The organism is Methyloversatilis universalis FAM5 (assembly GCF_000214035.2).
Lineage (GTDB): Bacteria > Pseudomonadota > Gammaproteobacteria > Burkholderiales > Rhodocyclaceae > Methyloversatilis > Methyloversatilis universalis.
Window position 1 is genome coordinate 189,137 of record NZ_AFHG01000058.1, and the last position, 22,323, is coordinate 211,459.

General features: G+C 68.4%; 12 protein-coding genes and 1 tRNA gene. 8 read left to right on the forward strand and 5 right to left on the reverse strand.

Annotated elements, in window-relative coordinates; genetic code table 11:
- Positions 1–76 precede the first annotated feature (76 nt).
- The 3 genes from ilvA to METUNV1_RS17880 all read left to right on the forward strand — a co-directional run bounded on the left by ilvA (position 77) and on the right by METUNV1_RS17880 (position 3,190).
- A complete protein-coding gene (ilvA, locus tag METUNV1_RS17870; protein ID WP_043360258.1) occupies positions 77–1,588 on the forward strand; it encodes a threonine ammonia-lyase, biosynthetic in 1,512 nt (503 codons plus the stop codon).
- Positions 1,585–2,574 carry a YVTN family beta-propeller repeat protein gene (locus METUNV1_RS17875; protein WP_008064222.1) on the forward strand — a complete coding sequence of 330 codons (990 nt, stop codon included), beginning with the start codon at positions 1,585–1,587 and terminating at the stop codon, positions 2,572–2,574. The genes ilvA and METUNV1_RS17875 overlap by 4 nt, the downstream gene beginning before the upstream one ends.
- Before the next feature lie 88 nt (positions 2,575–2,662).
- Positions 2,663–3,190 carry an SRPBCC family protein gene (locus METUNV1_RS17880; protein WP_008064223.1) on the forward strand — a complete coding sequence of 176 codons (528 nt, stop codon included), beginning with the start codon at positions 2,663–2,665 and terminating at the stop codon, positions 3,188–3,190.
- Positions 3,191–3,263: 73 nt separating this feature from the next.
- On the opposite strand, the gene METUNV1_RS17885 is transcribed toward METUNV1_RS17880, so the two are convergent.
- Positions 3,264–3,773 carry a hypothetical protein gene (locus tag METUNV1_RS17885; protein WP_008064224.1) on the reverse strand — a complete coding sequence of 170 codons (510 nt, stop codon included), beginning with the start codon at positions 3,771–3,773 and terminating at the stop codon, positions 3,264–3,266.
- A gap of 111 nt (positions 3,774–3,884) precedes the next feature.
- Positions 3,885–4,469: a 5-formyltetrahydrofolate cyclo-ligase gene (locus tag METUNV1_RS17890; RefSeq protein ID WP_008064225.1), complete on the reverse strand. Its 585-nt coding sequence runs from the start codon at positions 4,467–4,469 to the stop codon at positions 3,885–3,887.
- A gap of 42 nt (positions 4,470–4,511) precedes the next feature.
- On the opposite strand from METUNV1_RS17890, the gene METUNV1_RS17895 reads away from it, so the two are divergent.
- The 3 genes from METUNV1_RS17895 (at position 4,512) to METUNV1_RS17905 (ending at position 8,769) form a co-directional block, all read left to right on the forward strand.
- Positions 4,512–6,464 (forward strand): lytic transglycosylase domain-containing protein, encoded by a 1,953-nt coding sequence (locus tag METUNV1_RS17895; protein ID WP_008064226.1) that lies wholly within the window; start codon positions 4,512–4,514, stop codon positions 6,462–6,464.
- Positions 6,465–6,531: 67 nt separating this feature from the next.
- Positions 6,532–7,488 (forward strand): complex I NDUFA9 subunit family protein, encoded by a 957-nt coding sequence (locus METUNV1_RS17900; RefSeq protein ID WP_008064227.1) that lies wholly within the window; start codon positions 6,532–6,534, stop codon positions 7,486–7,488.
- The gene (locus METUNV1_RS17905; RefSeq protein ID WP_232416297.1) at positions 7,489–8,769 is read left to right on the forward strand and encodes a multifunctional CCA addition/repair protein; all 1,281 of its coding nucleotides are present in this window, start codon (positions 7,489–7,491) and stop codon (positions 8,767–8,769) included.
- Here the strand turns inward: METUNV1_RS17905 and METUNV1_RS17910 are convergent.
- Positions 8,748–8,824 (reverse strand) — tRNA-Met (locus tag METUNV1_RS17910). The genes METUNV1_RS17905 and METUNV1_RS17910 overlap by 22 nt on opposite strands.
- A 103-nt stretch (positions 8,825–8,927) precedes the next feature.
- Here METUNV1_RS17910 and METUNV1_RS17915 point away from each other — a divergent pair.
- Positions 8,928–10,094, forward strand: a complete 1,167-nt coding sequence (locus METUNV1_RS17915) for a UbiH/UbiF family hydroxylase (RefSeq protein WP_008064229.1) — start codon at positions 8,928–8,930, stop codon at positions 10,092–10,094.
- A 35-nt stretch (positions 10,095–10,129) separates the two neighbouring features.
- Positions 10,130–10,843 carry a DsbC family protein gene (locus METUNV1_RS17920; RefSeq protein WP_008064231.1) on the forward strand — a complete coding sequence of 238 codons (714 nt, stop codon included), beginning with the start codon at positions 10,130–10,132 and terminating at the stop codon, positions 10,841–10,843.
- A gap of 100 nt (positions 10,844–10,943) precedes the next feature.
- Here METUNV1_RS17920 and METUNV1_RS17925 read toward each other — a convergent pair whose 3' ends face one another.
- Complete coding sequence (locus METUNV1_RS17925) at positions 10,944–11,720, reverse strand: FecR family protein (RefSeq protein WP_008064232.1); 777 nt, start codon at positions 11,718–11,720, stop codon at positions 10,944–10,946.
- 10 nt (positions 11,721–11,730) lie between these two features.
- On the reverse strand, positions 11,731–22,323 hold a 10,593-nt coding region (locus METUNV1_RS17930), incomplete at its 5' end, for a beta strand repeat-containing protein (protein WP_158005297.1).

Here is a 22,323-nt window from a genome sequence, read left to right on the forward strand (position 1 = left end):
GCGCGCGCGCTGCTAGGCTTGCAGGCTTGCGCAGCGGCCAGACCCGCGCCGCTGCGGGCCGCATTCCGTACCCATCATGCAAACCGACTACCTCGAAAGAATCCTCAACGCGCAAGTGTACGACGTTGCGGTCGAAACGCCGCTGGACGCTGCGCCCAACCTGTCGCGGCGCATCGGCAACACCGTGCTGTTCAAGCGCGAGGACATGCAGCCGGTGTTTTCGTTCAAGCTGCGCGGCGCCTACAACAAGATCGCCCAGCTGTCGGACGAAGCCCGCGCGCGCGGCGTCATCTGCGCGTCGGCCGGCAATCACGCCCAGGGCGTGGCGCTGTCGGCGGCCAAGGTGGGCTGCCGGGCGGTCATCGTGATGCCCACCACGACGCCGCGCATCAAGGTGGACGCGGTGGCGGCGCGCGGCGGCGAGGTGGTGCTGGCCGGCGAATCCTATGACGAGGCCTATGCCCACGCGCGCAAGCTGGAGGCGGAACAGGGGCTCACCTTCGTGCACCCCTTCGACGATCCGGACGTGATCGCCGGTCAGGGCACCATAGGCGTCGAAATCCTGCGTCAGCATCCGAAGCCGATCGACGCGGTGTTCTGCTGCGTCGGCGGTGGCGGTCTGATCGCCGGTGTCGCGGCCTACATCAAGCGGCTGCGCCCGAACACCCGCATCATCGGCGTCGAGGCGTCGGACGCCGACGCGATGGCGCGTTCGCTGGCCGCCGGCAAGCGCATACAGCTCGACAGTGTCGGGCTGTTCGCCGACGGCGCCGCGGTCAAGCTGGTGGGCGAGGAAACCTTCCGGCTGGCGCAGCAGTACGTGGATGAAATGGTGCTGGTCGATACCGACGCCATCTGCGCCGCGATCAAGGACGTGTTCGAGGACACCCGCTCCATCCTGGAGCCGGCGGGCGCGCTGGCGGTGGCCGGCGCCAAGGCCTGGGCGGCGCGCAACAACGTGAAGGGCAAGACCCTGGTCGCGGTGGCCAGCGGCGCCAACATGAATTTCGACCGCCTGCGCTTCGTCGCGGAGCGCGCGGAGATCGGCGAATCGCGCGAAGCGGTGCTGGCGGTGACGCTGCCGGAGCGGCCGGGCGCCTATCGCGAACTGGTGTCGCTGTTTGGCCGGCGCAACATCACTGAACTGAACTACCGCTACAAGGACGCGAAGGAAGCGCATGCCTTCGTCGGCGTGCAGGTGTCCGGCCGTGCCGAGGCGGCCGAACTGGTCGGTCATCTGGCGGCCAACGGCTATCCGGCGCTGGACCTGACCGACGACGAAATGGCCAAGCTGCACGTGCGCTATATGGTCGGTGGCCGCAGCCCGGACGTCGGCCACGAGCAGGTGTTCCGCTTCGAATTTCCGGAGCGCCCGGGCGCTCTGATGAAATTCCTCGATGCCATGAGCCGCGACTGGAACATCAGCCTGTTCCACTACCGCAATCATGGTGCCGACTACGGCCGGGTGCTGGTGGGCATGCAGGTGCCGCCGGGTCATGCCGAAGCGCTGCAGCGCTTCCTCGATGCGCTGGGTTACGACTACACCGAAGAAACCGCCAACCCCGCCTACAAGCTGTTCCTCGGATGAGGCGGGCGGCGGGCATGGTGCGGCGGCTGTCCCGCTGGCTGGCCGGCGCAACGGGAGTGATGGGCGCGCTGGTCTGCGCCGCGGCACAGGCCGGGCCGCTGGCCTACATCACGAACCAGGGCTCGCACGAAGTGACGGTGGTCGATGTCGAGGCTTCGGCCATCGTTGCCCGTCTGCCCGCAGGCAAATCGCCGGCCGGCGTGTGGGTCAGCGAAGCGGCGGGCCGCGCCTTCATCAGCAGTCCGGACAGCGCCAGCGTCACCGCCATCGATCTCGCCACCCGCACCGTGGCCGGTGAGATGAAGGCCGGTCGCAGCCCGGTCGGCATCACCGTCACGCCGGACGGGCGCCGCGTGCTGGTGGCCGACTGGTTCTCGCACCGCGTGCTGGTGTTCGACGCCGCCGGCCTCGCCGCGCTGGGCGAGATCGAGGTCGGCAATGCGCCGGCCGGTCTGGTGGCCGCACCGGACAGCCGTACCGTCTATGTCGCCAACCGGGATGACAACGCGGTCGGCGTGCTGGACCTTCAAACGATGAAGCAGACCGCGTCGATCGCGGTCGGCAGCCATCCGTTCGCGCTCGAACTGTCGCCCGACGGCCGCACGCTGTATGCGCTGAACGTGTGGAGCGACGACGTGAGCGTGGTCGATACCGCGCAGGCACGCGTGGTCGCGACGCTGCCGGTGGGCAAGGCGCCGTATGGCATCGCCTTTTCGGAAGATGGCGCCCGCGCCTATGTCACCAACCAGAAGGGCGACAGCGTGTCGGTGATCGACACCGCTGCACGCCGCGTCATCGCGACCTGGCCATCGGTCGTTTATCCCGAGGGCGTGGCGGTGGCCGGCGATAAACTGCTGGTCGTGAGCTGGATGGACGATCTGGTCGGCGTGTACGACGCGCGGACCGGGCAGTCGCTGGGCAGCATCGAACTCGGGCGCAACCCGCGCGGATTCGGTCGCTTCATCCACCGGCCGGCAGCCCGTTGATCGGGGTCGCCGTTGCCGCTATCGTTTCAAGCCTTTTCAATTCCCGGGCGGTTCGCCGCACCACTCTGACAACGAGGAGAGTCACCCCATGCGCTTTGTTTCGGCGTTCATCATGATGCTGGCCGTGTCGCTGGCCGCATCGGTCGCCCATGCCCACGGCCCCACCCGCCAGAAGGCCTTCGAAACCATCACCATCAAGGCCAGCCCCGACGCGGTGTGGGCCAAGGTGAGCGACTTCACCCAGTTGCAGAGCTGGCACCCGGCGGTGGAAAGCAGCACCGCCACCAACGGCAGCAATGCCGGTTCGGTGCGTACGCTGAAGCTCAAGGGTGGCGGCGAGCTGGTCGAGACGCTGGAATCCATCGACCCTGCGGCCAAGAAGTTCTCCTACCGTGCCAAGGACGGCGGTGCGCTGCCGGTGACCAACTACAGCTCCAACCTCACGGTGAAGCCGGGTGACGGCGGTACCTCGGTGGTCGAGTGGCGCGGCGCCTTCTACCGCAAGTACATGAACAACGACCCCCCGAAGGGTGAGGACGACGAAGCCGCGCTGACCGCCGTGACCGGCGTGTACAAGAGCGGCCTCGAAAACCTGAAGAAGATCATGGAGAAGTAAGTCGCCTTCTCCAAGGCAGAAAGCCGGGCCCGGTGGCCCGGCTTTTTTTTCGCGGTCGTCCGGCGCAGCCGGCTCAGGGAAAGACCGGAATGTCCGGATCCGCGCCCTGCGGCATCGCCAGCGGATGCAGGCTGTGCGCCCGCGCGCTGATTTCGTCGACGCGGGTCCGCGGCAGGTCCAGCATGACCAGCATCTGGCCCTGTTCGATTGCGTTCGCGAACGCCTTCAGATGCGAGTTGGCCGCGGTCAGCCCCACCATGCCGCCGACCCAGGCGCCCGCTCCGGCGCCGCCCAGACCGGATGCCAGCAGCACGCCGCCGGCCATCATGGCTGCGCCCGGCGACAGTGCCAGCCCGATCAGCGCGCCCAGGATGGCCACCCCGCCACCGAGCGCCAGACCGCGCTGCGCCGCCGGCGAGAAATCCGACTTCTGCAGCATGCTGGCTTCCGGCAGTTCCTCCAGCGGTGTTCCGCGACGCGCGAGCACGTGGATGTGCCGCTCCGGAATGCGCGCGACCAGCATGTCGTTGACGAAGCTGCGTGCGGTGTCGATACCGGGCAGCAGGAAATAGATGCGCTTCATGACGTCCTCCTTCGTGCAGGGCCTTGCAGGCACGCACCCCGGTGCGGCAGGCGCGCGATCAGGTCGGGACTGCTTCCAGCATAGACCGCCTGCGCACGCCTGCCCGACGCGTCAGCGGTGTGACGTGAAGGTGTCGGCTTCGGTCACGATCCAGTCCATCGGCAGGTCATGCGGCTGTGGCTGCAGGTCGTCCAGCCGGCCGTCCTCGATGGCCACGCCCACCGCCACCGGTGTCGGCACCAGCGCGGCCAGCGTGCGGTCATAGTGGCCGGCGCCATAGCCCAGCCGGTAGCCCCGGCCGTCGAAGCCGTTGCAGGGGATGAGCAGCAGTGCCGGCACCACGGCTTCGCCGTCGGCCGGGTAGGGGATGCCGTAGCGGTCGGTCGCCATCACGGTGTCCGGCGCCCAGCGGCGGAAGGTCATCGGCTGGCCCTTTTCGCCCACCACCGGCAGCGCGGCCCAGCGTGCCGGGTCGGTGGCCAGCCAGCGGCGCATCAGCGGCAGTGCGTCGAATTCGCCGCGGTAGGGCCAGGTGAAACCGACCGAAGCCGGCCTGAGCTGCGTCAGCAGCGCCTCGACCCGGGTTTCCAGCGCGGCATGCAGCGGCGCAAGCGTGGCGGCATCCATGGCCTGCCGGCGGCCGACCAGTTCGAGGCGTAGCGCCTTGCGGCGCGCGCGATCGTCGGGAACATTCATCTGCGAGAGGTATCATTCGTGCACACCCGGAAACACTAGCAGATGGCCATACGATTCCCGCTTTTCCCGCTGCGCGCGCTGCTGTTCGGCGCCAGCCTGCTCCTCCCCGCAGCCGCCTCCGCACAGGATGCCGCCTTCCTCGCCGCGCGCGACGCCTTCGCCGCCGGCAACCGTCAGCTGTTCGAACGTCATGCCGCCGGCCTGCAGTCCTATCCGCTCGCCGCGTATGTCGAGTACTACCGGCTGAAGATGGATCTGGAGCGGACATCGCCCGATGCCGTCGCCATCTTCCTGGAACGCAACGCCGACACCGTGATCGCGCAGCGGCTGCGCAGCGACTGGCTGCGCCTGCTGGCGAAGAACGAACAGTGGAGCAGCTACCGCGCCGAGTACGCGAAGCTGCCGGTGAAGAACCCCTCGCCCGAGAACGATCTGCGCTGCCATGCCGCGCGGGCCTTGCAGGTGCTGGGCGACCCGGCCGCCGCCACCGAGGCGCGTGCGCTGTGGGACACGCTGGACGATGCCCCGTCGGCGTGCACGCCGGTCTTCGCCGCGCTGTTCGATGCCGGCCGACTGAGCGAGGACGATGTGTGGGCACGCGCCCGCCGCCAGATGGAAGCCAAGCGGCCGGGGCAGGCGGGCGCGCTGCTGGACCTGCTGCCCGAAGCCAGTCGCCCGGGCAGGGTGCTGGATGACATCGTCGCCAATCCGACCCGCTGGCTGGACCGTCAGCCGGCCAACTTCTCGATCACCCGGCGCGGCCGCGAACTGGCGCTGATGGCCATCGCCCGGCTTGCCCGCAGCGACGCGCGCGCCGCCGAACGCGCGCTGGAAGTGATCGCTGCACGCCTGAGCCCGCGCGAGCGCGGCTATGCCTTCAGCCAGCTCGGCTGGCAGGGCGGCATGCAGCACGACGCGCGCGCGCTGCAGTGGTGCCGTTCGGCCGACGACGATCTGTCCGGCGATGAAGTGTTCGGCTGGTGCACCCGCGCTGCGCTGCGCGCCGGCAACTGGAAGGCGGTGCGCGACTTCACCGGCCGCATGCCGGAAGCGCTGGCTGACCGGCCGGAGTGGATCTACTGGAACGGCCGCGCCCGCGCCGCCACCGGTCACGTCGACCAGGCGCGCGAACAGTACCGCCGCATCGCCGACCAGCCGCAGTTCTACGGCCTGCTGGCGCGCGAGGAACTGGGCCAGCAGGCGGTACTGCCGCCGGCCGCGGCCGAACCCACGCCGGAAGACATCCGTCGCGCCGAACTGATGCCGCCGATACAGCGGGCGCTCAAGCTGTTCGCGCTCGATCTGCGCACCGAGGCGCTGCGCGAATGGAACTGGGCCATCCGCGAAGCGGACGACCGCACTCTGCTCGCGGTCGCCCATCTGGCGGTGAACAGGCAGCTGTGGGACCGCGCGATCGCCACCGCCGACCGCACCGTGGCCGAACACGATTACGCGCTGCGCTATCTCGCGCCGATGCGCGCGGCGGTCGAGCCGCACGTGAATGCGCGCGCGCTCGATCTGACCTGGGTGTACGGTCTGATGCGGCAGGAAAGCCGCTTCGTCATGAGCGCCAAATCGTCGGCCGGCGCGCAGGGGCTGATGCAGGTGATGCCGGCCACCGCCAAATGGGTGGCGAAGAAGATCGGCCTGAACGGCTATCACCCGTCGCAGATCGCCGACGCCGACACCAATCTGCTGCTCGGCACCAGCTATATGCGGCTGGTGCTGGACAGTCTGGACGACCACCCTGTGCTGGCCAGTGCCGGCTACAACGCAGGCCCGGGCCGCGCCAAGAAGTGGCGCGCGGCGCGGCCGCTCGAAGGCGCCATCTATGCCGAAACCATCCCCTTCACCGAAACCCGCGACTACGTGAAGAAGGTGATGACCAATGCGGTCATGTACAGCCTGGTGTTCGGCCTGAAGGAGCCGGGCCTCAAGCAACGTCTCGGCACCATACAGCCGGGCGCCGGCCCGTCGCCGGACGACCCGATCTGAGCTTTCCCCTGAGTTTCCCCTGGGTTTCCCAATACACAGAGTCTCGACCCACAGACCCGGAGTTCACATGTTCCCGAAAACCGTCCTTCTGATCGGCGGCGCCGGCTTCGTCGGCAGCCAGGTGGCCGGCCTGCTGGCCGAACGCAATGTGCGCGTCATCGTGCCGACCCGTCGCCGTGACCGCGCCAAGCACCTCATCCTGCTGCCCATGGTCGATGTGGTCGAAGCGGATGTGCATGACCCGGCGGTACTGGCGCGACTGGCGGCGGGCGCGGACGCGGTGATCAACTGCGTCGGCATCCTGCATTCCCGCAGCGGCCAGCCCTGGGGCCGCGATTTCGAGCGCGCCCACGTCGCGCTGCCCAAGGCCATCGCCGCCGCGGCGAAGGCGGCCGGCGTGCAGCGGCTGGTGCATGTCAGCGCGCTGGGTGCGGCCGACGCTGCACCGTCCGAATATCTGCGTTCCAAGGCCGCGGGTGAAATCGCCATCCGCAACGGTGGCGTGCCCTGGACCGTGTTCCGCCCCTCGCTCATTTTCGGCGACGGCAAGTGCTTCCTGTCCATGTTCGCCGGCCTGCTGAAGATCGCGCCGGTGTTTCCGCTGGCGGGTGCGGACACCCGTTACCAGCCGGTATCGGTGCGCGACGTCGCGCGCTGCATCGTACGCGCGCTGGACGATGACGCGGCCATCGGGCAGACCTTCGCGCTGTGCGGCCCCAAGGTCTACACCATGCGCGAACTGGTGAAGATGACCGGCCGCGCCATCGGTGCCGAGCGCTGCGTGATCGGCCTGCCCGGTCCGCTGGCCTCGCTGCAGGCGCTGGCGCTCGAACTGGCGCCCGGCCCTACGCTCATGTCGCGCGACAACCTGCGCTCGATGCAGGTCGACAATGTGTGCGACGCTGGCTGCACGCTGCCCTTCGATTTCGTGCCGGCGACGCTGGAGAGCGAGATCGACGCCTGTCTGGCCGATTTCCGGCCGACTGACCGCTTCGAGCACGCGCGCTCGAAGGCGCACAGATAGATGAAGATCTACCGCGTCGGCGGCTCGGTCCGGGACGAGCTGATGGGCCTGCCGCCGGGCGACCGCGACTGGGTGGTGGTCGGCGCGACGCCGGAAGACATGGTGGCCGCCGGCTATACCCCGGTTGGCCGCGACTTCCCGGTATTCCTGCACCCGGTCACGCATGAGGAACACGCGCTCGCGCGTACCGAACGCAAGACCGCGCCCGGCTACCGCGGCTTCGTGTTTCACGCCGACCGCACGGTCACGCTGGAGCAGGACCTGCTCCGCCGCGACCTCACCATCAACGCGATCGCGCGCGCCGACGACGGCACGCTGATCGATCCGTGCAACGGACGCGCTGACATCGCGGCACGCCTGCTGCGCCACGTGAGCGAGGCCTTCGTCGAGGACCCGGTGCGCATCCTGCGCCTGGCACGCTTCGCCGCGCGCTTCCACGACTTTACCGTGGCGCCGGACACCCTGGCGCTGATGCGCGACATGGTCGACAACGGCGAAGCCGATGCGCTGGTGGCCGAACGGGTGTGGCAGGAACTGTCGCGCGGGCTGATGGAAGCGAAGCCCTCGCGCATGATCGAGGTGCTGCGCGCCTGTGGCGCGCTCAAGGTGGTGCTGCCGGAGGCGGATGCGCTGTTCGGCGTGCCGCAGCCGCCGCAGCACCATCCGGAAATCGATACCGGCCTGCATCTGATGCAGTGTCTGGACTGGGCCGCTGCACACGGGGCTTCGCTCGCCACGCGCTGGGCGCTGGTCACGCACGATCTGGGCAAGGGCACCACGCCGAAGGAAGAATGGCCGCGCCACATCGCACACGAGGCCCGCAGCGCCAAGCTGGCACGCGAGGTGGCCGAGCGGCTGCGGGTACCGGTAGATGTCGCCGACATCGGCCGCCTGGTGGCGCAGGAGCACACGAATGTGCACCGCGCCGCAGAACTGCGCGCCGACACGATGGTGAAGCTGCTGGAGCGGCTGGACGTGATGCGCAAGCCGGAGCGGCTGGCGGACATCCTGCTCGCCTGCGAAGCAGACGCGCGCAGCCGTCCCGGGCGTGACGAGGCGGGGTATCCGCAGGCGGACATCGTGCGGGCCGCGGCCGCGGCCTTCCGGTCGGTGGAGGCCGGTGCGATCGCGCAGCGGCTGGCAGCGGCCGGCAAGGTGTCCGGCCCGGCGATCGCGCAGGCGGTGCACAAGGCGCGTGTCGATGCGGTGGCGCGTACAAATGAAAACGGCCCGCATCGCTGCGGGCCGTCTGAAACAGGTGGTGGTGATGGGGGGACTTGAACCCTCGACCTACGGATTATGAATCCGTCGCTCTAACCAGCTGAGCTACATCACCACGCGAAAGGACGCGGATTGTCCTTGAGCGACCAAGACTTGTCAAGAATGCGAGGGCCGCCGGACAATCAGCGGTTGCTCCGCACATGAACGGATAGTGCTCGATGCAGCGGGATCTTGAATTCGACGTGGTGGTGGTGGGTGCCGGGCTGGCCGGGCTGGCGCTGTGCGCGGCCTTGCGCCGCACGCAGCTGTCGGTGGCGCTGGTCGAAGGCCGGCCGCCGGAATGGCCGGTCGGCGGCTGGGATGCGCGCGTCTATGCGGTCAGCCCGTCGAGCGCGCGCTTTCTCGACCAGATCGGCGCCTGGGCTCATCTGGACAGCACACGGCTGCAGCCGATGGCGCGCATCGAGGTGTTCGGCGACCGCGGTGCGCAGCTGGATTTTTCCGCCTTCGACGTGGGCGTGGGCGAACTGGCCTGGATCGCCGAATCCAGCCTGATCGCCCGCGAACTGTGGGAAGGCGTCAAGCGTCAGGCCAATGTGACGCTGCTGTGCCCCGCGAAACCGGCGGCGCTGGCGGTGGAGGGCGGGCGCGCCCGGCTCGCGCTGGAGGACGGCCGCACGCTGGACGCGGCGCTGGTGGTCGGCGCCGATGGCGTGCAGTCCTGGGTGCGCGCGCAGGCCGGGCTTGAGGCGCGTTTCACCGATTACGCGGAACTGGGCGTGGTGGCCAATTTCCGCTGCGAGCGGCCGCATCTCGGGACTGCCTGGCAGTGGTTCCGGCCGGACGGCGTGCTTGCCTATCTGCCGCTGCCCGACGGCCACATGTCCATGGTGTGGTCGGCGCCGGAAGCGGTGGGGCGCGAACTGCTGCAATACGACGCGGAGACACTGGCGGCTCACGTCGCGGCGGCCGGCGATCACATGCTGGGGCGGCTCGAAGTGGTGACGCCGGCGGCCGGCTTTCCGCTGCGGCTGATGCAGGTGCCGAGGGTGGTTGCGTCCGGCGTGGCGCTGATCGGTGACGCGGCGCATGCCATTCACCCGCTGTCGGGCCATGGCGTGAATCTGGGCTTTGCCGACGCGCGCGAGCTGTCGGCGCTGCTGGCCGGGCTGGACCGCGGCGTGCTGGGCGATCTGCGCGCACTGCGCCGCTATGAGCGACGGCGCGCCGAAGAGGTGAATGCGCTGCAGCTCACCACGCACGCGCTGCACGAACTGTTCCGGCCGCAGTGGCCGGCACTTTCGTGGCTGCGCAATACCGGATTGAAACTGACCGCGCGCGTGCCGGTCGTACGGAACGCACTGGTACGCTACGCATTGGGTTAATCGGCGCGCACCGCGCGCCACAACGAGGACACTGCATGTTCATCAAGCACACCGCCGCACTGCTGTGCGCACTGTCGGCTTCGCTGGCCTGGGCCAATCCCGAGGACACCATACGATCGACGGTGGAAGCCACGCTGGGTGCCGGCGCCAAGGTCGAGGGCGTGACCAAGACCCCCTATCTCGGTCTGTACGAGGTCCGCGTCGGCGGCGAAATCCTCTACACCGACGAGAAGGCCAGCTATCTGATCATCGGTGAGATACTCGACCCGAAAACCCGCCAGAACATCACCCAGGCGCGGGTGAACCAGCTGTCGGCGATCAATTTCGCCGAACTGCCGCTGGACGTCGCGATCAAGCAGGTGCGCGGCAACGGCAAGCGCGTGATCGCCACCTTCGAAGATCCGAACTGCGGCTACTGCAAGAAGCTGGCGAAGGAACTGCTCACGCTGAATGACGTGACCATCTACACCTTCCTGACCCCGGTGCTGGGCCCGGATTCACAGAAGAAATCGGAAGCGATCTGGTGCGCGGCCGACCGGCAGAAGGCCTGGGGCGACTGGATGACCGCCAACGTGCAGCCGCCGGCCGCGGCCGCCTCCTGCGACACCGCCGGCCTGAAGAAGTCGGTGGCGCTGGGCGAGAAGTACCGGGTGCGTGGCACGCCCACCATCTTCCTGAGCAATGGCGAACGCATTCCCGGCTATGTGCCGGTGGCCCAGCTGGAAAAGCGCATCGCCGGCGTGAAGTGAGCGCAGCGATGACGCAATGAAAAAGCCCGGCCTTGGCCGGGCTTTTTTGTGCGCATCCGTCGCGATGCAGCGTTGCAGGCACGGCGCCCGAGACAGCGCCTTACTGCACGGTGCAGGACGCGTCGCTGTCACTGCCCAGGCCGGTGCTGCCGCCCATGCCTGCAGGCCCCGGGCGCGCTGCGGTGGAGGAGGGCAGAGACTGGTCCAGACCCGGGTTTTCCGGCAGCGACTGCGGGGCAGACTTGCTGTTCGACACCACGCCGGCCTGACCGACCTCGAAGGTTTTGCTGCCACCTTCGTTCTTCACCTCGATGCTGCCTTCCTCGACGTCGAACACCAGCGCCGGTTCGCCGGCCTTGCGGTCCTTCGCTTCTTCCAGTGCCTTCAGGCAGGCCGGGTCGTCCTTCGAGTTCTCGTCGCACAGCAGCATGCCGAAACGGGTGCCGCGTATGCCTATGGTCGCGGTCACCGTGCTGGCGCGGTAGCCCTCGCGGTTGCGCTTGCCGATCAGGCCGGTCACCGCCCGCAGGCCACCCTTCACCAGGCTGTACAGCAGACTGTCCTTTTCCGGCTTCGCCTCGTCGAAGGCGAAGCCGTCGATCTTGACCTGGCTGCGCGGTTTCAGTGCCAGCGATGAGCCGTCACCGAACTCGATGCGCGCCACCGTGCTCTTTTCGGTGGTGATCACGTCGCCGCTGTAGATGGCCGAGTCGCGCGCCAGGATGCGGGTCTTGTTGTCATTGGTCTGAACGTACATGGTGCCCGACAGATAGCTCACCCGCCCGGCGGCCGGGCTGGGCGTCTGGGCGGCCGCCTGGCCTGCCAAAAACAGCGTGGCGACGGCGATCAGGCGGGTGAGGGCGGGCTGCGTTTGCATGAAACTCTCCTTAGCGGCACTGCAGACGGCTGCCGCGGAAATCGCGCAGCGGCTGCTCCATCTGCGGGCCGGATGCGGTGGCGATGTTGTCGAGGGCATCCAGGCTGGCGATGCTCACCGGCGAGGACACCTGCGGCGCCGACGGTGCCGGTGGCACGTCGATGCGCGGTGGCTGGAACACGTCCCGCAGCAGCGGCACGGTGACCTGTTGCACCACCGGCGGCGTCACCGCCGGCAACGACACCACGTTGAACACGACGTTGATCAGCGCGGTACCGCCGCCGCTGCTCAGTTCGAATACGGCGCTCTGGCGGCCATTGAAGCCGTCGGGTGCGGTATAGGTCCAGCCCGCGGCCTGGCCGGTCAGTTCGCCCTGCAACGGACCACTGCGCAGGGTCGCACCGGAACGCAGGCTGAACACGAAGGGCGTGCCACCCTGTGCGGCGAAGCTGCGGTTGATCACTGGTTGCACCGCCGACGAGAAGCTCAGCGCGCCACTGCCGCTGATCTGGTCAAAGATGTCGTCCGGCAGATCGCCACCCAGTTCCATCGTCGCGCCGCTGCCGATCACGAAGGAGGAGCCAGCGCTGGTGCGGATGCCGCCGGTCAGGCCCAGGCTGCCGGAGGCCGCGTTCACCGTGCCACTGTTCGACAGCAGCACGCCGATATTCGAGCTGCCGCCGCCCACCGTACCTTCCAGCGTGCCGCGGTTGACCACGCTGCCATTGCCGCTCAGCACGCTGTTGCTGCCCATGCCCAGGGTGGCGCCGCTGCCGACGATGACCTGGGCACCGGTGTTCAGCGCGAGCTGGGTGCCGGCATCGATCAGACCGCTGCCGGTGATGTTCAGGCGCGCGCCGTTCAGGCTGAGCGAGCGGCCGTCGATCAGAGCGTCGCCGCTGACGATGACACTGCGGCCGGTGCCGCTGATGGCACCCGAAGTCCAGATCAGGTCGCCGACGCTGAGCGTGCCGCCGCCGCCGATGTTGCCGGCGACATCCAGCGTGCCGAAGCTGGCACTACTGTTGAAATTCACCAGCGTGTTGCCGCTTACGCGGGTGGTGCCGCCGACCGAATAGACACCATTCACGTTGAAGGCGCCGCCGGAGAACGCGGTGAATTCGACGTTGCCTGCGCCGGTGACCGACGAGCCCGGACCGAAGTCCCGGAAGGCGTCGCGGAAGCGCAGCGTCGCACCGGCAGCCACCGAATAGTCGCCGGTATCGGCGCCCGGCCCGGAGGCATCGGTGTCGTGCGCCAGCACGGACAGCGTGCCGCTGCGCACCTGCACGTCGCCGTTGTTCGCGAAGATCATGCCGCCACCGCTGCCGAATTCGAGGGTGCTGCCGGTATCGGCAACGATCAGCCCGTTGTTGTCGAAGCGGGTGCTGGTCAGGTTGCCCGGCGTGCCACGCAGCAGGTTCATCGTGCCGTTGTTGGTGATCAAACCGGCGCTCAGTGCGCTGCCGCTCAGGTTCATCGTGCCGCTGTTGGCGAGCTGGCTGGCATTCAGCGCGCCACCGGCGAGATTCGCGGTCCCGGCGTTGGAGAACAGTCCGCCGGAATTGAGCGTGCCGCCCAGCAGGGTCATCGTGCCGCCAGCCTGCACCGTGGTCGGTGCGTTGAGCACGCCGGAATTCAGCGTGAAGCTATTGCCGTTGCCTATCGTCAGGCCGGCCACCGTCTGCGCGGGCGATGCGTTCAGCGTGACATTGGCGCCCGGGATGGCGTTGATGAACACCAGGTCGGTCAGCCCGGGCAGACGGTCGCCGGTCCAGTTGGCAGCGTCGAGCCAGTTCGCAGTGCCGGCGCCGCCGTCCCAGCAGATGCCGCCGCAGCTGATCAGGTTGTAGCGCAGGTTGATGCCAGTCGAGGAGGTCGCAAGGGTGTAGTCGGAAGGCAGGCGCTGAGTGCTGAAGCGGCCGGTCACGCCGCTGGCGGACTGCACGATGTTGGCGTCGATCGAGGCCCGGTTGTAACCGGCCGCTTCGCCGACCTCGAGGGTACCGTCCAGAGTGGCACCCCCGTCCGCCTGCAGGCGACCGGCAGTGCCATAGCCGAGGCCTACGGCCAGCGTGGCCTGGCTGCCCTGCGTGTAGCCGCCGGCCAGTTGCAGCGTGCCCGCCCGCACATCGACCTTGCCGCTGCCCTCGTTCACCAGTGAGGCGACCAGGTAGGCGCTGCCGTCGCGCACTTTTTCCAGCGTGCCGGTGTTGCGTATGGCGAGGCTGCCCGGCGCATTCCATGCGACATCGGCGATCTGGTTCAGCGGTGTGCCCGATGTGCCGATCTGCAGCGTGCCACCGTTGTCCAGCGTGTTGTCGAGATGGATGTGGATGTTGCCCACCAGCGACAGCGTGCCCTGGTTGTTCAGCGCGATGCCCGACAGGTCGGCGTATTCGCTGCCGCCCAAGGTGAGTGACGCGCCGCTGGCCACGGTGATGCTGCGCCGGCTGTCTGGCGCCTGCACGTACAGCGGCCCCACGCCACTGTCGTAACCGCTCACGACGCCGCTGGCCAGCGTGCCGTCGGTGATGGTCGAGCCGCTGCCGGTGAAGGTGAGCGTGCCGGTGCCGCCGAGCACCGAGTAGGTGGCCAGGTCGCCGCCGGACCAACCCATTTCGAGCCGGTTCAGCACGGTGTTGCCGTTGAAGTTCAATACGCCGCCGCGCACGGTGAGCGTATTGGCAAAGGTGAGTGCGGAGGCGAAGTCGGCGCGGCCGGCGCTGATGCGCGTGTTGCCTGTGCCGGCGATGCCGTAGCCGCCATTGACCGTCACCCGGGCGCCGGAGAACTCCACCGCGCCGTTGCCGGTGATGTCGCTGCCGGCGGCCAGGATGCGCTGGCCGGCACCGAATGCCAGCGTGGCGTTGCTGACGTAGCGGCCGGTGTCGGCGCCGCCATCGCCATTCGACACGCGGATATCCAGGCGGCCGCCATCGACCTGCACCGTGCCGAGGTTGTCGAAGCTGTAGTTGCCTTCCAGCCGCTGGTCTCCGCCACTGCGCTTGATCAGCGTGCCGGCGTTCACGAAGCGCGACAGCGGCCCGCTGTGGGTGCCGAGCGCCAGTGCGTTGCCGCCCGACAGATCGATCACGCCACCGGCCTCGTTGATCAGTGCGCCGCCATTGCCGTCGCTGGTCGAGTAGAAGTGCAGCAGCGCGCCATTGACCAGATTGACGTTACCGGTGTTGTGCCAGTCCACGCTGATGCCGAAGCCCAGGCCGCCGGAACCGGTGACCGTGGTGAGGCCGGCGGTGGTGAAGGTGCCGGCGCCGTCGAGATCGGCCTGGTCGCGCCAGTCGAAGCTGTCACTCACCGTGAGGCGGCCGTTGGTGCGCAGCGTGACACCCTCGCCGCCGGACAGCGCGAGCCGGCTCACCGTTGCGATGCCGTCGAACTGGCTGAAGCCGCCGCTCTGGCGCAGGCCGGCGAAGCTCGCCTGACCGCCTACGGTGAGCGTGCCGCCGGTCAGCACCACATCGCCGGCCACGGCCGAAGCGACGCTGCTGCCGCCGGACAGGCCGGTGATCGTGAGCGCACCGCCGGATATCGTCAGCGTGCTGCCGCTGCCCGTGTTCAGCGCCGCGATGCGCTGGTCGCCGCCGGTCAGCCGGACCTGGCCACCATTGGACAGACTGATGAACACCAGATCGTTCAGACCGGGCAGCACATTGCCGGTCCAGTTCGCGGCGTCGGTCCACAGATCGGTACCGGCGCCGCCGTCCCAGCAGATGCCGCCGCACACGATGGCGGCGTAGTTCAGACGCAGTGCGTTCACGCCCTGCGCGACGGCGTAGCCCTCGGCCGGCAGGGTCACGGTGCCGAAGCCGCCGCTCAGGCCGCCGTTTGCGGTGATCAGGTCGATCGCCACCGAATCGCGTGCATAGCCGGCCGCTTCGCTCACCACCAGACTGCCGCCAAGGGTCGCACTGCCACTGACCGCGAGCCGGTCGTACTGGCCGGCGGCGCTGCCGCCAACCGCCATCAGCAGCCGGCCGCCGCTGCCCTGCAGATAGTTGCCGGTCACCTGCATCGTGCCGTGGGCGTTCACGCCAGTGAACACGTCGCCCACCTGCAGCGTGCCGTCGTTGCGGAAGGTGTTGCCGCTGCCGACGTCCAGCGTGCCAAAGCCCTGTATCGTGCCCGCCGCACTGTTGGTGAAGCCGCCGATGCGACGCAGCGTGGCGCCGCTGTCGATGAAGGTATGGCCGTTGTGGGTCAGGCTGCCACCGAATTCCAGCAAGGCGCCGGCCACGACGTCGATCTGGCCGTTGTGGATGAAGCTGCCGCCACCCTGGGCACCGGAATACCCGACGCCGAAACGCAGGCTGCCGCTGCCGACCATGATCGCGCCGTCGTTGGTCACCACCGCGTAGTTCGCGGTGCCGCCCGGAATGCCCAGCGAACCGATGCTGGTTTCGCCGCCACCGTTCTTGCGGATCAGCGCGCCGGCGAGGTTGTTCAGCGTGATCGTGCCGACGCCGACCGAGCGGTCGCCGAAACTGAAGTTGCCGGTGATGTCCAGCAGCCCGTGGTTATCGACGCGGGCGTTGCCGACGACGTCGATATGACCTTCCTGCCAGGCCAGCGTGCCGAAGTTGCTCAGCGAGCCGGTGCCGAAGCGCTTGTAGCTGGTGCCCTGCACGTCGTCGCTGCCGGTGGTGCTCAGCGTGAGCGTGGCGCCATTGCCGATGACGAGATTGCCGCTCAGCGTGCCGCGGGTCCAGCTGCCGTTGCCGAGCAGCGTGAGCGCACCGGTACCGGCCAGCGTGCCGCCGGCCCAGCTGTACTGGCCGACCGCGGAGGCGGCATTCACCGTCAGCGTGCCGCCGGTCTGGGTCAGCGTACCGGCCTGCAGACCGGACTGCGCAATGACCTGGGCGCTGTCCGCCAGTTCGAGCCGGGCAATGGCGGTCGGTGCGGTCGCGGTGAAGCGGGCGCTGTCCTGCACCCGCACCGTGAAGGTCGATTCGGCGATGGTCGGCGCGGTACTGGCTGCCGTGGCCTGGGCCGAATTGATGAATTCGATCCGGCCGCCACCGGCGAACTGACCGCTGCTGTCGAGCAGATAGGCCGCGCTGCCGCCGTAACGTGCGGTCACGCCCTGCGCGACGTCGATCACGCCGGCATTGCTGGCGCCGCCGGTCAGCGTGAGCACGCCGGACAGGTGGCGCAGCGTCGCGCCCTGGCGGATGTCCACGCGGCGGGCGGAACTGCGGCTGCCTGCGGCGTAGTCCAGCGTCGAGCCGGCGGCCAGGATCGTGCTGCCGCTGCCGGTGAGGTCGCCGCCAGTCCAGCTCGATCCGGCGCCGGTGAAGGTGATCGCGCCGCTGCCGCCCAGCGTGCCCGCCGACAGCGCCAGCCGGGCGATCGACGTGGCGGCATTCGCGGTCAGCGTGCCGCCGCTGATGTTCAGGTTGCCGCCAAGCGTCGAGGCGTTCTGACCGGACGCGCCGCCGCTCAGCGTGAGCGAACCGCCGGCCAGCGTGAGCGTGTTGCCGGCAGTGGTGGTGAGCGACGCGACCGTATGGGTGCCGCTGTTCAGCAGCACGCTGACGCCGTTCTGCAGGTCGATGAATACCAGCGAATTCAGGCCCGGCAGCAGATCGCCGGTCCAGTTCGCAGCGTCGGTCCACAGATTGGTACCGGCGCCGCCGTCCCAGCAGATGCCGCCGCAGATCGCACCGGCATAGCTCAGTACCTGCCGGTTGCCGACCGCCAGCGTGCTGTAGCCGGTCGGCAGTGTGACGGTTGCAAAGCTGCCGGTCAGCGTCCCGGCGCTGACGATGTCGCTCTGCACTGCGGTCGGCGTGTAGCCGCTCAGCGAGCTCACCGTCAGCGTGCCGCCCAGTGTGGCGGTGCCGCTCACCACCAGTGCATCGGTGCCCGGCGTGCCACGCTCGATCTGCAGCGTGCCGTCGGCGGCCTGGGTGTAGTGACCGGTGATGCGCAGCGTGCCGTCCTCGTTGCTGCCGCCCGGTGCGACGATGCCGCGGTTGAGCAGGCCGGTGCCGCCGATCACCAGCGTGCCGTGTCCGGACACCGTGCCGGTGTTGGTGAGCGCGGTATTGCCGGTGTTCAGAACGGCGCCGGACAGGGTGTGCAGCGTGCCGCTGTTGCTGGTGAAGTTGTCGGCGAACAGCGTGCCCTGCGCCACGGTCAGCGTGCCGGTATTACTGAGCCGGACCGGGTTCCAGAAGTTGAAGGTGCCGTTGCCCTGCTTCACCAGCAGGCCGTCATTGACGAAGCTGCCGGCCGTGCCGCCATACCAGACGCCGGAATTGCCGCCGGCGGTGTCGATGTAGAGCGCGGCGCCGGCGGCGTTGGTGAAGGTCGCGCCGTTGCTGACGTACAGATAACCGCCGGTCTTGTAGAGGGCACTGCTGCCCGCCGCATTGGTATGCCGCAGCGAGCGGCCGTCGAGGCCGAAGCTGCCGGAGCCGCTGATCTGCAGCGCCCCGCTGACGGTGAGCGTGCCGCTGCCGCCGACCGTGCCGCCGGTCCATTCGTAGCGGCCGCTCAGCGTATTGCTGCCGGCACCCGACAGCGTGCCGCCGCTCTGCTGCAGCGTGATGCCGGTGCTCATGCCGTCATCCATGGCCAGTACGCCACCGGTCAGCCGCAGCGGACCGGCGCCGCTCACGGTCGCGCCGCTCGCCAGCCGGGTCGTGCCACCGATGACCTCGATGCGGGCGCCGCTGGCGATGGTCTGGGTGCCCGCCAGCAGATGTTCGGGCGGCGTGCCACCGCTGCCGCCGAAGGTGATCCAGCCTGCATTGACGTTCAGCGTACCGGTCTGGCGCAGCGACACCAGACCGTAGGTGCCGATGTCCAGCCGGCCGGCGCCGGTCTTGATCAGCGTGCCGGCGTTGTCGAACAGACCGGCATTGCCGCTGTCCTGATCGATGTACATGACGCCGCCTGCCGACGCCACGTCCAGCGTCAGCGTGCCGGTGTTGCGGAAGGTCGAGCCGTTCTCGATGTTGAAGCCGCTGCTCGAGGTGTTGGCGATGCGGCTGCTGCCGCTGGTGTTGGTGTGCAGCAGCGTGGTGCCGTCGCGCAGGTACACCGTGGTGTTGCCGCTCTGTTCGAATACGCCGGCCACGGTCAGCGCACCGCCGCCATTGATCTGGCCACCGGTCCAGGTGAAGCGGCTGTTCTGCTGCAGCTGGCCGGCCACGCTCAGGGTACCGCTGCTCAGTGCCAGTGCGAGGTCGGAGCCGAGCTGTACGCCGTTGCCGACCGCCAGCGTTCCGCCGGCCACCTCCAGCCGGCCTGCGCCGGCGAAGGTGGCGGTCGATGCCAGTGTGGTCTGGCCGCCGCTTACCTGCAGCAGGGCGCCGGAGGCGATGGACTGCGCACCGCTGATCTGGTGGGCCGGCGGCGTACCGCCGCTGCCGCCCAGCGTGATCCATCCTTCGTCGATGCTGAGCGTGCCGGCCTGGCGCAGCGACACCATGCCGTAGGTGCCGATGTCCACGCGTCCGCTGCCGGTCTTGATCAGCGTGCCGGTGTTTTCGAACAGGCTGGCGCTGCCACTGTCCTGATCGATGTACATGATCGAGCCGCTGCCTGCCACGTCGAGCGTCAGCGTGCCGGTGTTGCGGAACACCGAACCGCTGTCGATGTTCAGGCCGCTGCTCGAAGTATTGGCGATGCGGCTGCTGCCACCGGTGTTGGTGTGCAGCAGCGTGGTGGCGTTGCGCAGATACACCGTCGTGTTGCCGCTCTGATCGAGCACGCCGGACACCGCCAGGGTGCCGCCGCCGTTGATTTCGCCGCCGGTCCAGGTGAAGGCGCCGTTCTGCTGCACCGTGCCCGCAATGCCCAGCGAACCGCCGCTCAGTCGCAGGCTGCTGTCGATGCGTACGCCGTCGGCCATCGCGGTGCTGCCGGCGGTCTGCTGAATCTGCCCGGCGCCGCTGAAGCGGGCGCTGGAGGTGAAGGTGGTCGTATGCGACCCGGTCAGTGTCAGCGCGCTGTCGGCGGCGATCACGGTATTGCCCGAAAACACGTTGCCGGTGCCGTACGACAGGTCGATGCTGCCGGCGCGTATGTCGAGCAGGCCAGCCTGTTCGAAGCGGGTCGGGCTGTTCACCCGGAACACGCCGGTGCCGGTCTTGATCAGCGTGCCCTGGTTCTGCAGCAGGCCGCCGGTGCCGCCGCTGTAGTAGGTGCCGAAGGTGTTGTCGGTGCTGTCCAGCGTGAGCACCGCGCCCGCCGCGTTGCGCAGCGTGGTGCCGCTGCCGTTCAGATAGAAATAGCTGCCGGTCTTGGCCATGCGGCTGTTGCCGCTGCTGTTGGCATGGACCAGCGTGATGCCGCCACCGAGGCCGAAGCTGCCATTGCCGCCAACCGTCATCACGCCGTTCTGCGTCAGCGTGCCGCTGCCATTGATGTTGCCGCCGGTCCAGTCCAGCCGGCCATTCGCGACCGTGTTGCCCGCCACGTTGAGCGTGCCGCCGCTCATGTCCACGTCCGACGCGAGCGTGCCCAGGTTGAGGTTGAGCGTGCCCGACTGCAGCTGTATTAGCGTCTGGCCCTGGTCGGCATTCAGGTTGGCGGTGTGATTCGCGATGCGCAGCGCCTGAGAGGGCAGGGCGAGCATCGCGTTGTAATTCACCGTGCCGCCGCGGATATCGATCGCGTCGAAAGCCAGACCGGCACCGTTGAAAGTGCTGGTGCCGCCGTTCTGCACGAAGCTCGCGATGTGGCCCGCCTGCTGCGCGGTGAATTGGCTGCTGCCGTTCAGCGTCACCGCGCCCAGATCGAGGTGGCCCTGGGTCAGCAGCTGCGCTGCATTGTTCAGCGTGAGCTGGCCGGCGATCGCGGTTTCACCGACGACGGTGAGCGACCCCCCGGTCATCGTCAGGTGTTCCTGCGAAATCAGTTCGCCGACCGTCCAGCTGCCGGACGAGATGGTGACGGTGGGCGTGAAGCCGACGCGGTCCATCAGCACCGACATGGTGGCGCTGTTCGGCGCCACACCCAGCGACCAGTTGGTGCCGGTCGACCAGTCGCCGCTGCTGTTCGAGATCCATTCATTGATCTGGCCGTTCAGTGCGGTACCACGAGCCAGCAGATAGGTGCCAACCCCGTAGTAGCTGCCGTAGCCGGACCCGGCCGGCACGTCGAGCGTGGCGAACTGCGTGCTGCCGGCGCGCGTGGTGTAGCGGATCAGCGGGAACGCTTCGTTCTCCGCAGGCGTGAAGCCGTTGGTATGCACCACCTGCAGCGTGCCGCCGAAGGTGAAGGTGCCATTCACGTCCAGCGCGCTGTGGCCGGTGCCGCGCTCGGTACCGCCGATGTCGAAGCGCAGCGTGCTGCCGGCGGCCTGGGTCAGGTTGCCGGTGACCGACAGCACGCCGCCTTCGGCATGAACCAGACCGGTGCTGGTGATGGTGCGGCCGCTGGCGTTGATGCTGCCGGCGCCGCGCAGCACGCCCGAATTGATGACGTTGTCGCCGATGTGGAACTGCCCGCCATTGGCCAGATGCAGCGTGCCGGACTGGGTCCAGCTGCTGTTGCTGCTCCACGCGTTCAGCGAAATTTCCTTGCCGGCGTTAACCGCCTCGATCAGACCGGCGTTGGTGCCGTTGTCGCCGAAGTAGATGTAGCCGCCGTTGGAGCCGGAGACGGTGACGCCTGAACCGATGGACAGGCTGTAGGTGCCGGAGCCGTAGCCGAGGTAATTGCTGGCGCGCACGGCGTTGTGGCTGCCGCCGAACAGGACGGCGCCATTGCCGGCGATGCTCCAGGCGCCCGAGGTGCTGCGCAGGAAGGTGGAGCTGCCGTCGGAGGCGAGGGTGACCGACCCGTTGTCCAGCGTCAGCGCACCGACCACGCGCAGGTCACCGCCGTTGGCGACGGTGGTGCTGCCGCTCAGGCGGACGTTGTCCAGGGTGGCGACATTGGTGCCGCCGAAAGACGAACCGGAAATGCCGGCGTAACCGGTGTTGAAGGCGCCGCCGGAGGCGTTGTCGATGGCCAGCGTGCCGCCGGCAATGGTGCCGCCGGAGTTGAGCGTGCCGGTTGCGCCATTGAGGTTGAGGGTTGCGTTGGCGTTGTTCAGCGTACCGACGAGGTTGAGCGTGCCGCGGTCGGCGTCGGCGGGTCGGACCAGGGTGTTGAACGATGCGGTATTGAAGCTGCCGCCGAGGAAGAGGGTGCCGCTGTCGAGCTGAATGCGTGCGCCGTTGCCGGCACTGGACCAGGCGTCGCTGAGGCTGAGGATGCCGCCGTTGGCGCGCAGGGTGCCTGCGTTGGTCCAGGTGTCGGTGGTGTTCCAGGCATTGACGACGATTTCGCGGCCGGCGGTGGCCGCTTCGATGGTGCCGGCGTTGGTGCCGTTGTTGCCGAAGTAGATATAGCCGCCGTTGGAGCCTGCGACGGTGACGCCTGAGCCGATGGAGAGCGAGTAGGTGCCGGAGCCGTAGCCGAGGTAGTTGTTTGCGCGCACCGCGTTGTGGCTGCCGCCGAACAGGATGGCGCCGTTGCCGGCGATGCTCCATGCACCCGAGGTGCCGCGCAGGAAGGTGGAATTGCCATCGGAGGCGAGGGTGACCGAGCCGTTGTCCAGCGTCAGCGCACCGACCACGCG

What these genes read in the sequence shown, in the direction of transcription:
- ilvA (WP_043360258.1), top strand. Translation starts at nt 77, where the DNA reads ATGCAAACCGACTACCTCGAAAGAATCCTCAACGCGCAAGTGTACGAC.
- METUNV1_RS17875 (WP_008064222.1), top strand. Translation starts at nt 1,585, where the DNA reads ATGAGGCGGGCGGCGGGCATGGTGCGGCGGCTGTCCCGCTGGCTGGCC.
- METUNV1_RS17880 (WP_008064223.1), top strand. Translation starts at nt 2,663, where the DNA reads ATGCGCTTTGTTTCGGCGTTCATCATGATGCTGGCCGTGTCGCTGGCC.
- METUNV1_RS17885 (WP_008064224.1), bottom strand. Translation starts at nt 3,773, where the DNA reads ATGAAGCGCATCTATTTCCTGCTGCCCGGTATCGACACCGCACGCAGC.
- METUNV1_RS17890 (WP_008064225.1), bottom strand. Translation starts at nt 4,469, where the DNA reads ATGAATGTTCCCGACGATCGCGCGCGCCGCAAGGCGCTACGCCTCGAA.
- METUNV1_RS17895 (WP_008064226.1), top strand. Translation starts at nt 4,512, where the DNA reads ATGGCCATACGATTCCCGCTTTTCCCGCTGCGCGCGCTGCTGTTCGGC.
- METUNV1_RS17900 (WP_008064227.1), top strand. Translation starts at nt 6,532, where the DNA reads ATGTTCCCGAAAACCGTCCTTCTGATCGGCGGCGCCGGCTTCGTCGGC.
- METUNV1_RS17905 (WP_232416297.1), top strand. Translation starts at nt 7,489, where the DNA reads ATGAAGATCTACCGCGTCGGCGGCTCGGTCCGGGACGAGCTGATGGGC.
- METUNV1_RS17915 (WP_008064229.1), top strand. Translation starts at nt 8,928, where the DNA reads ATGCAGCGGGATCTTGAATTCGACGTGGTGGTGGTGGGTGCCGGGCTG.
- METUNV1_RS17920 (WP_008064231.1), top strand. Translation starts at nt 10,130, where the DNA reads ATGTTCATCAAGCACACCGCCGCACTGCTGTGCGCACTGTCGGCTTCG.
- METUNV1_RS17925 (WP_008064232.1), bottom strand. Translation starts at nt 11,720, where the DNA reads ATGCAAACGCAGCCCGCCCTCACCCGCCTGATCGCCGTCGCCACGCTG.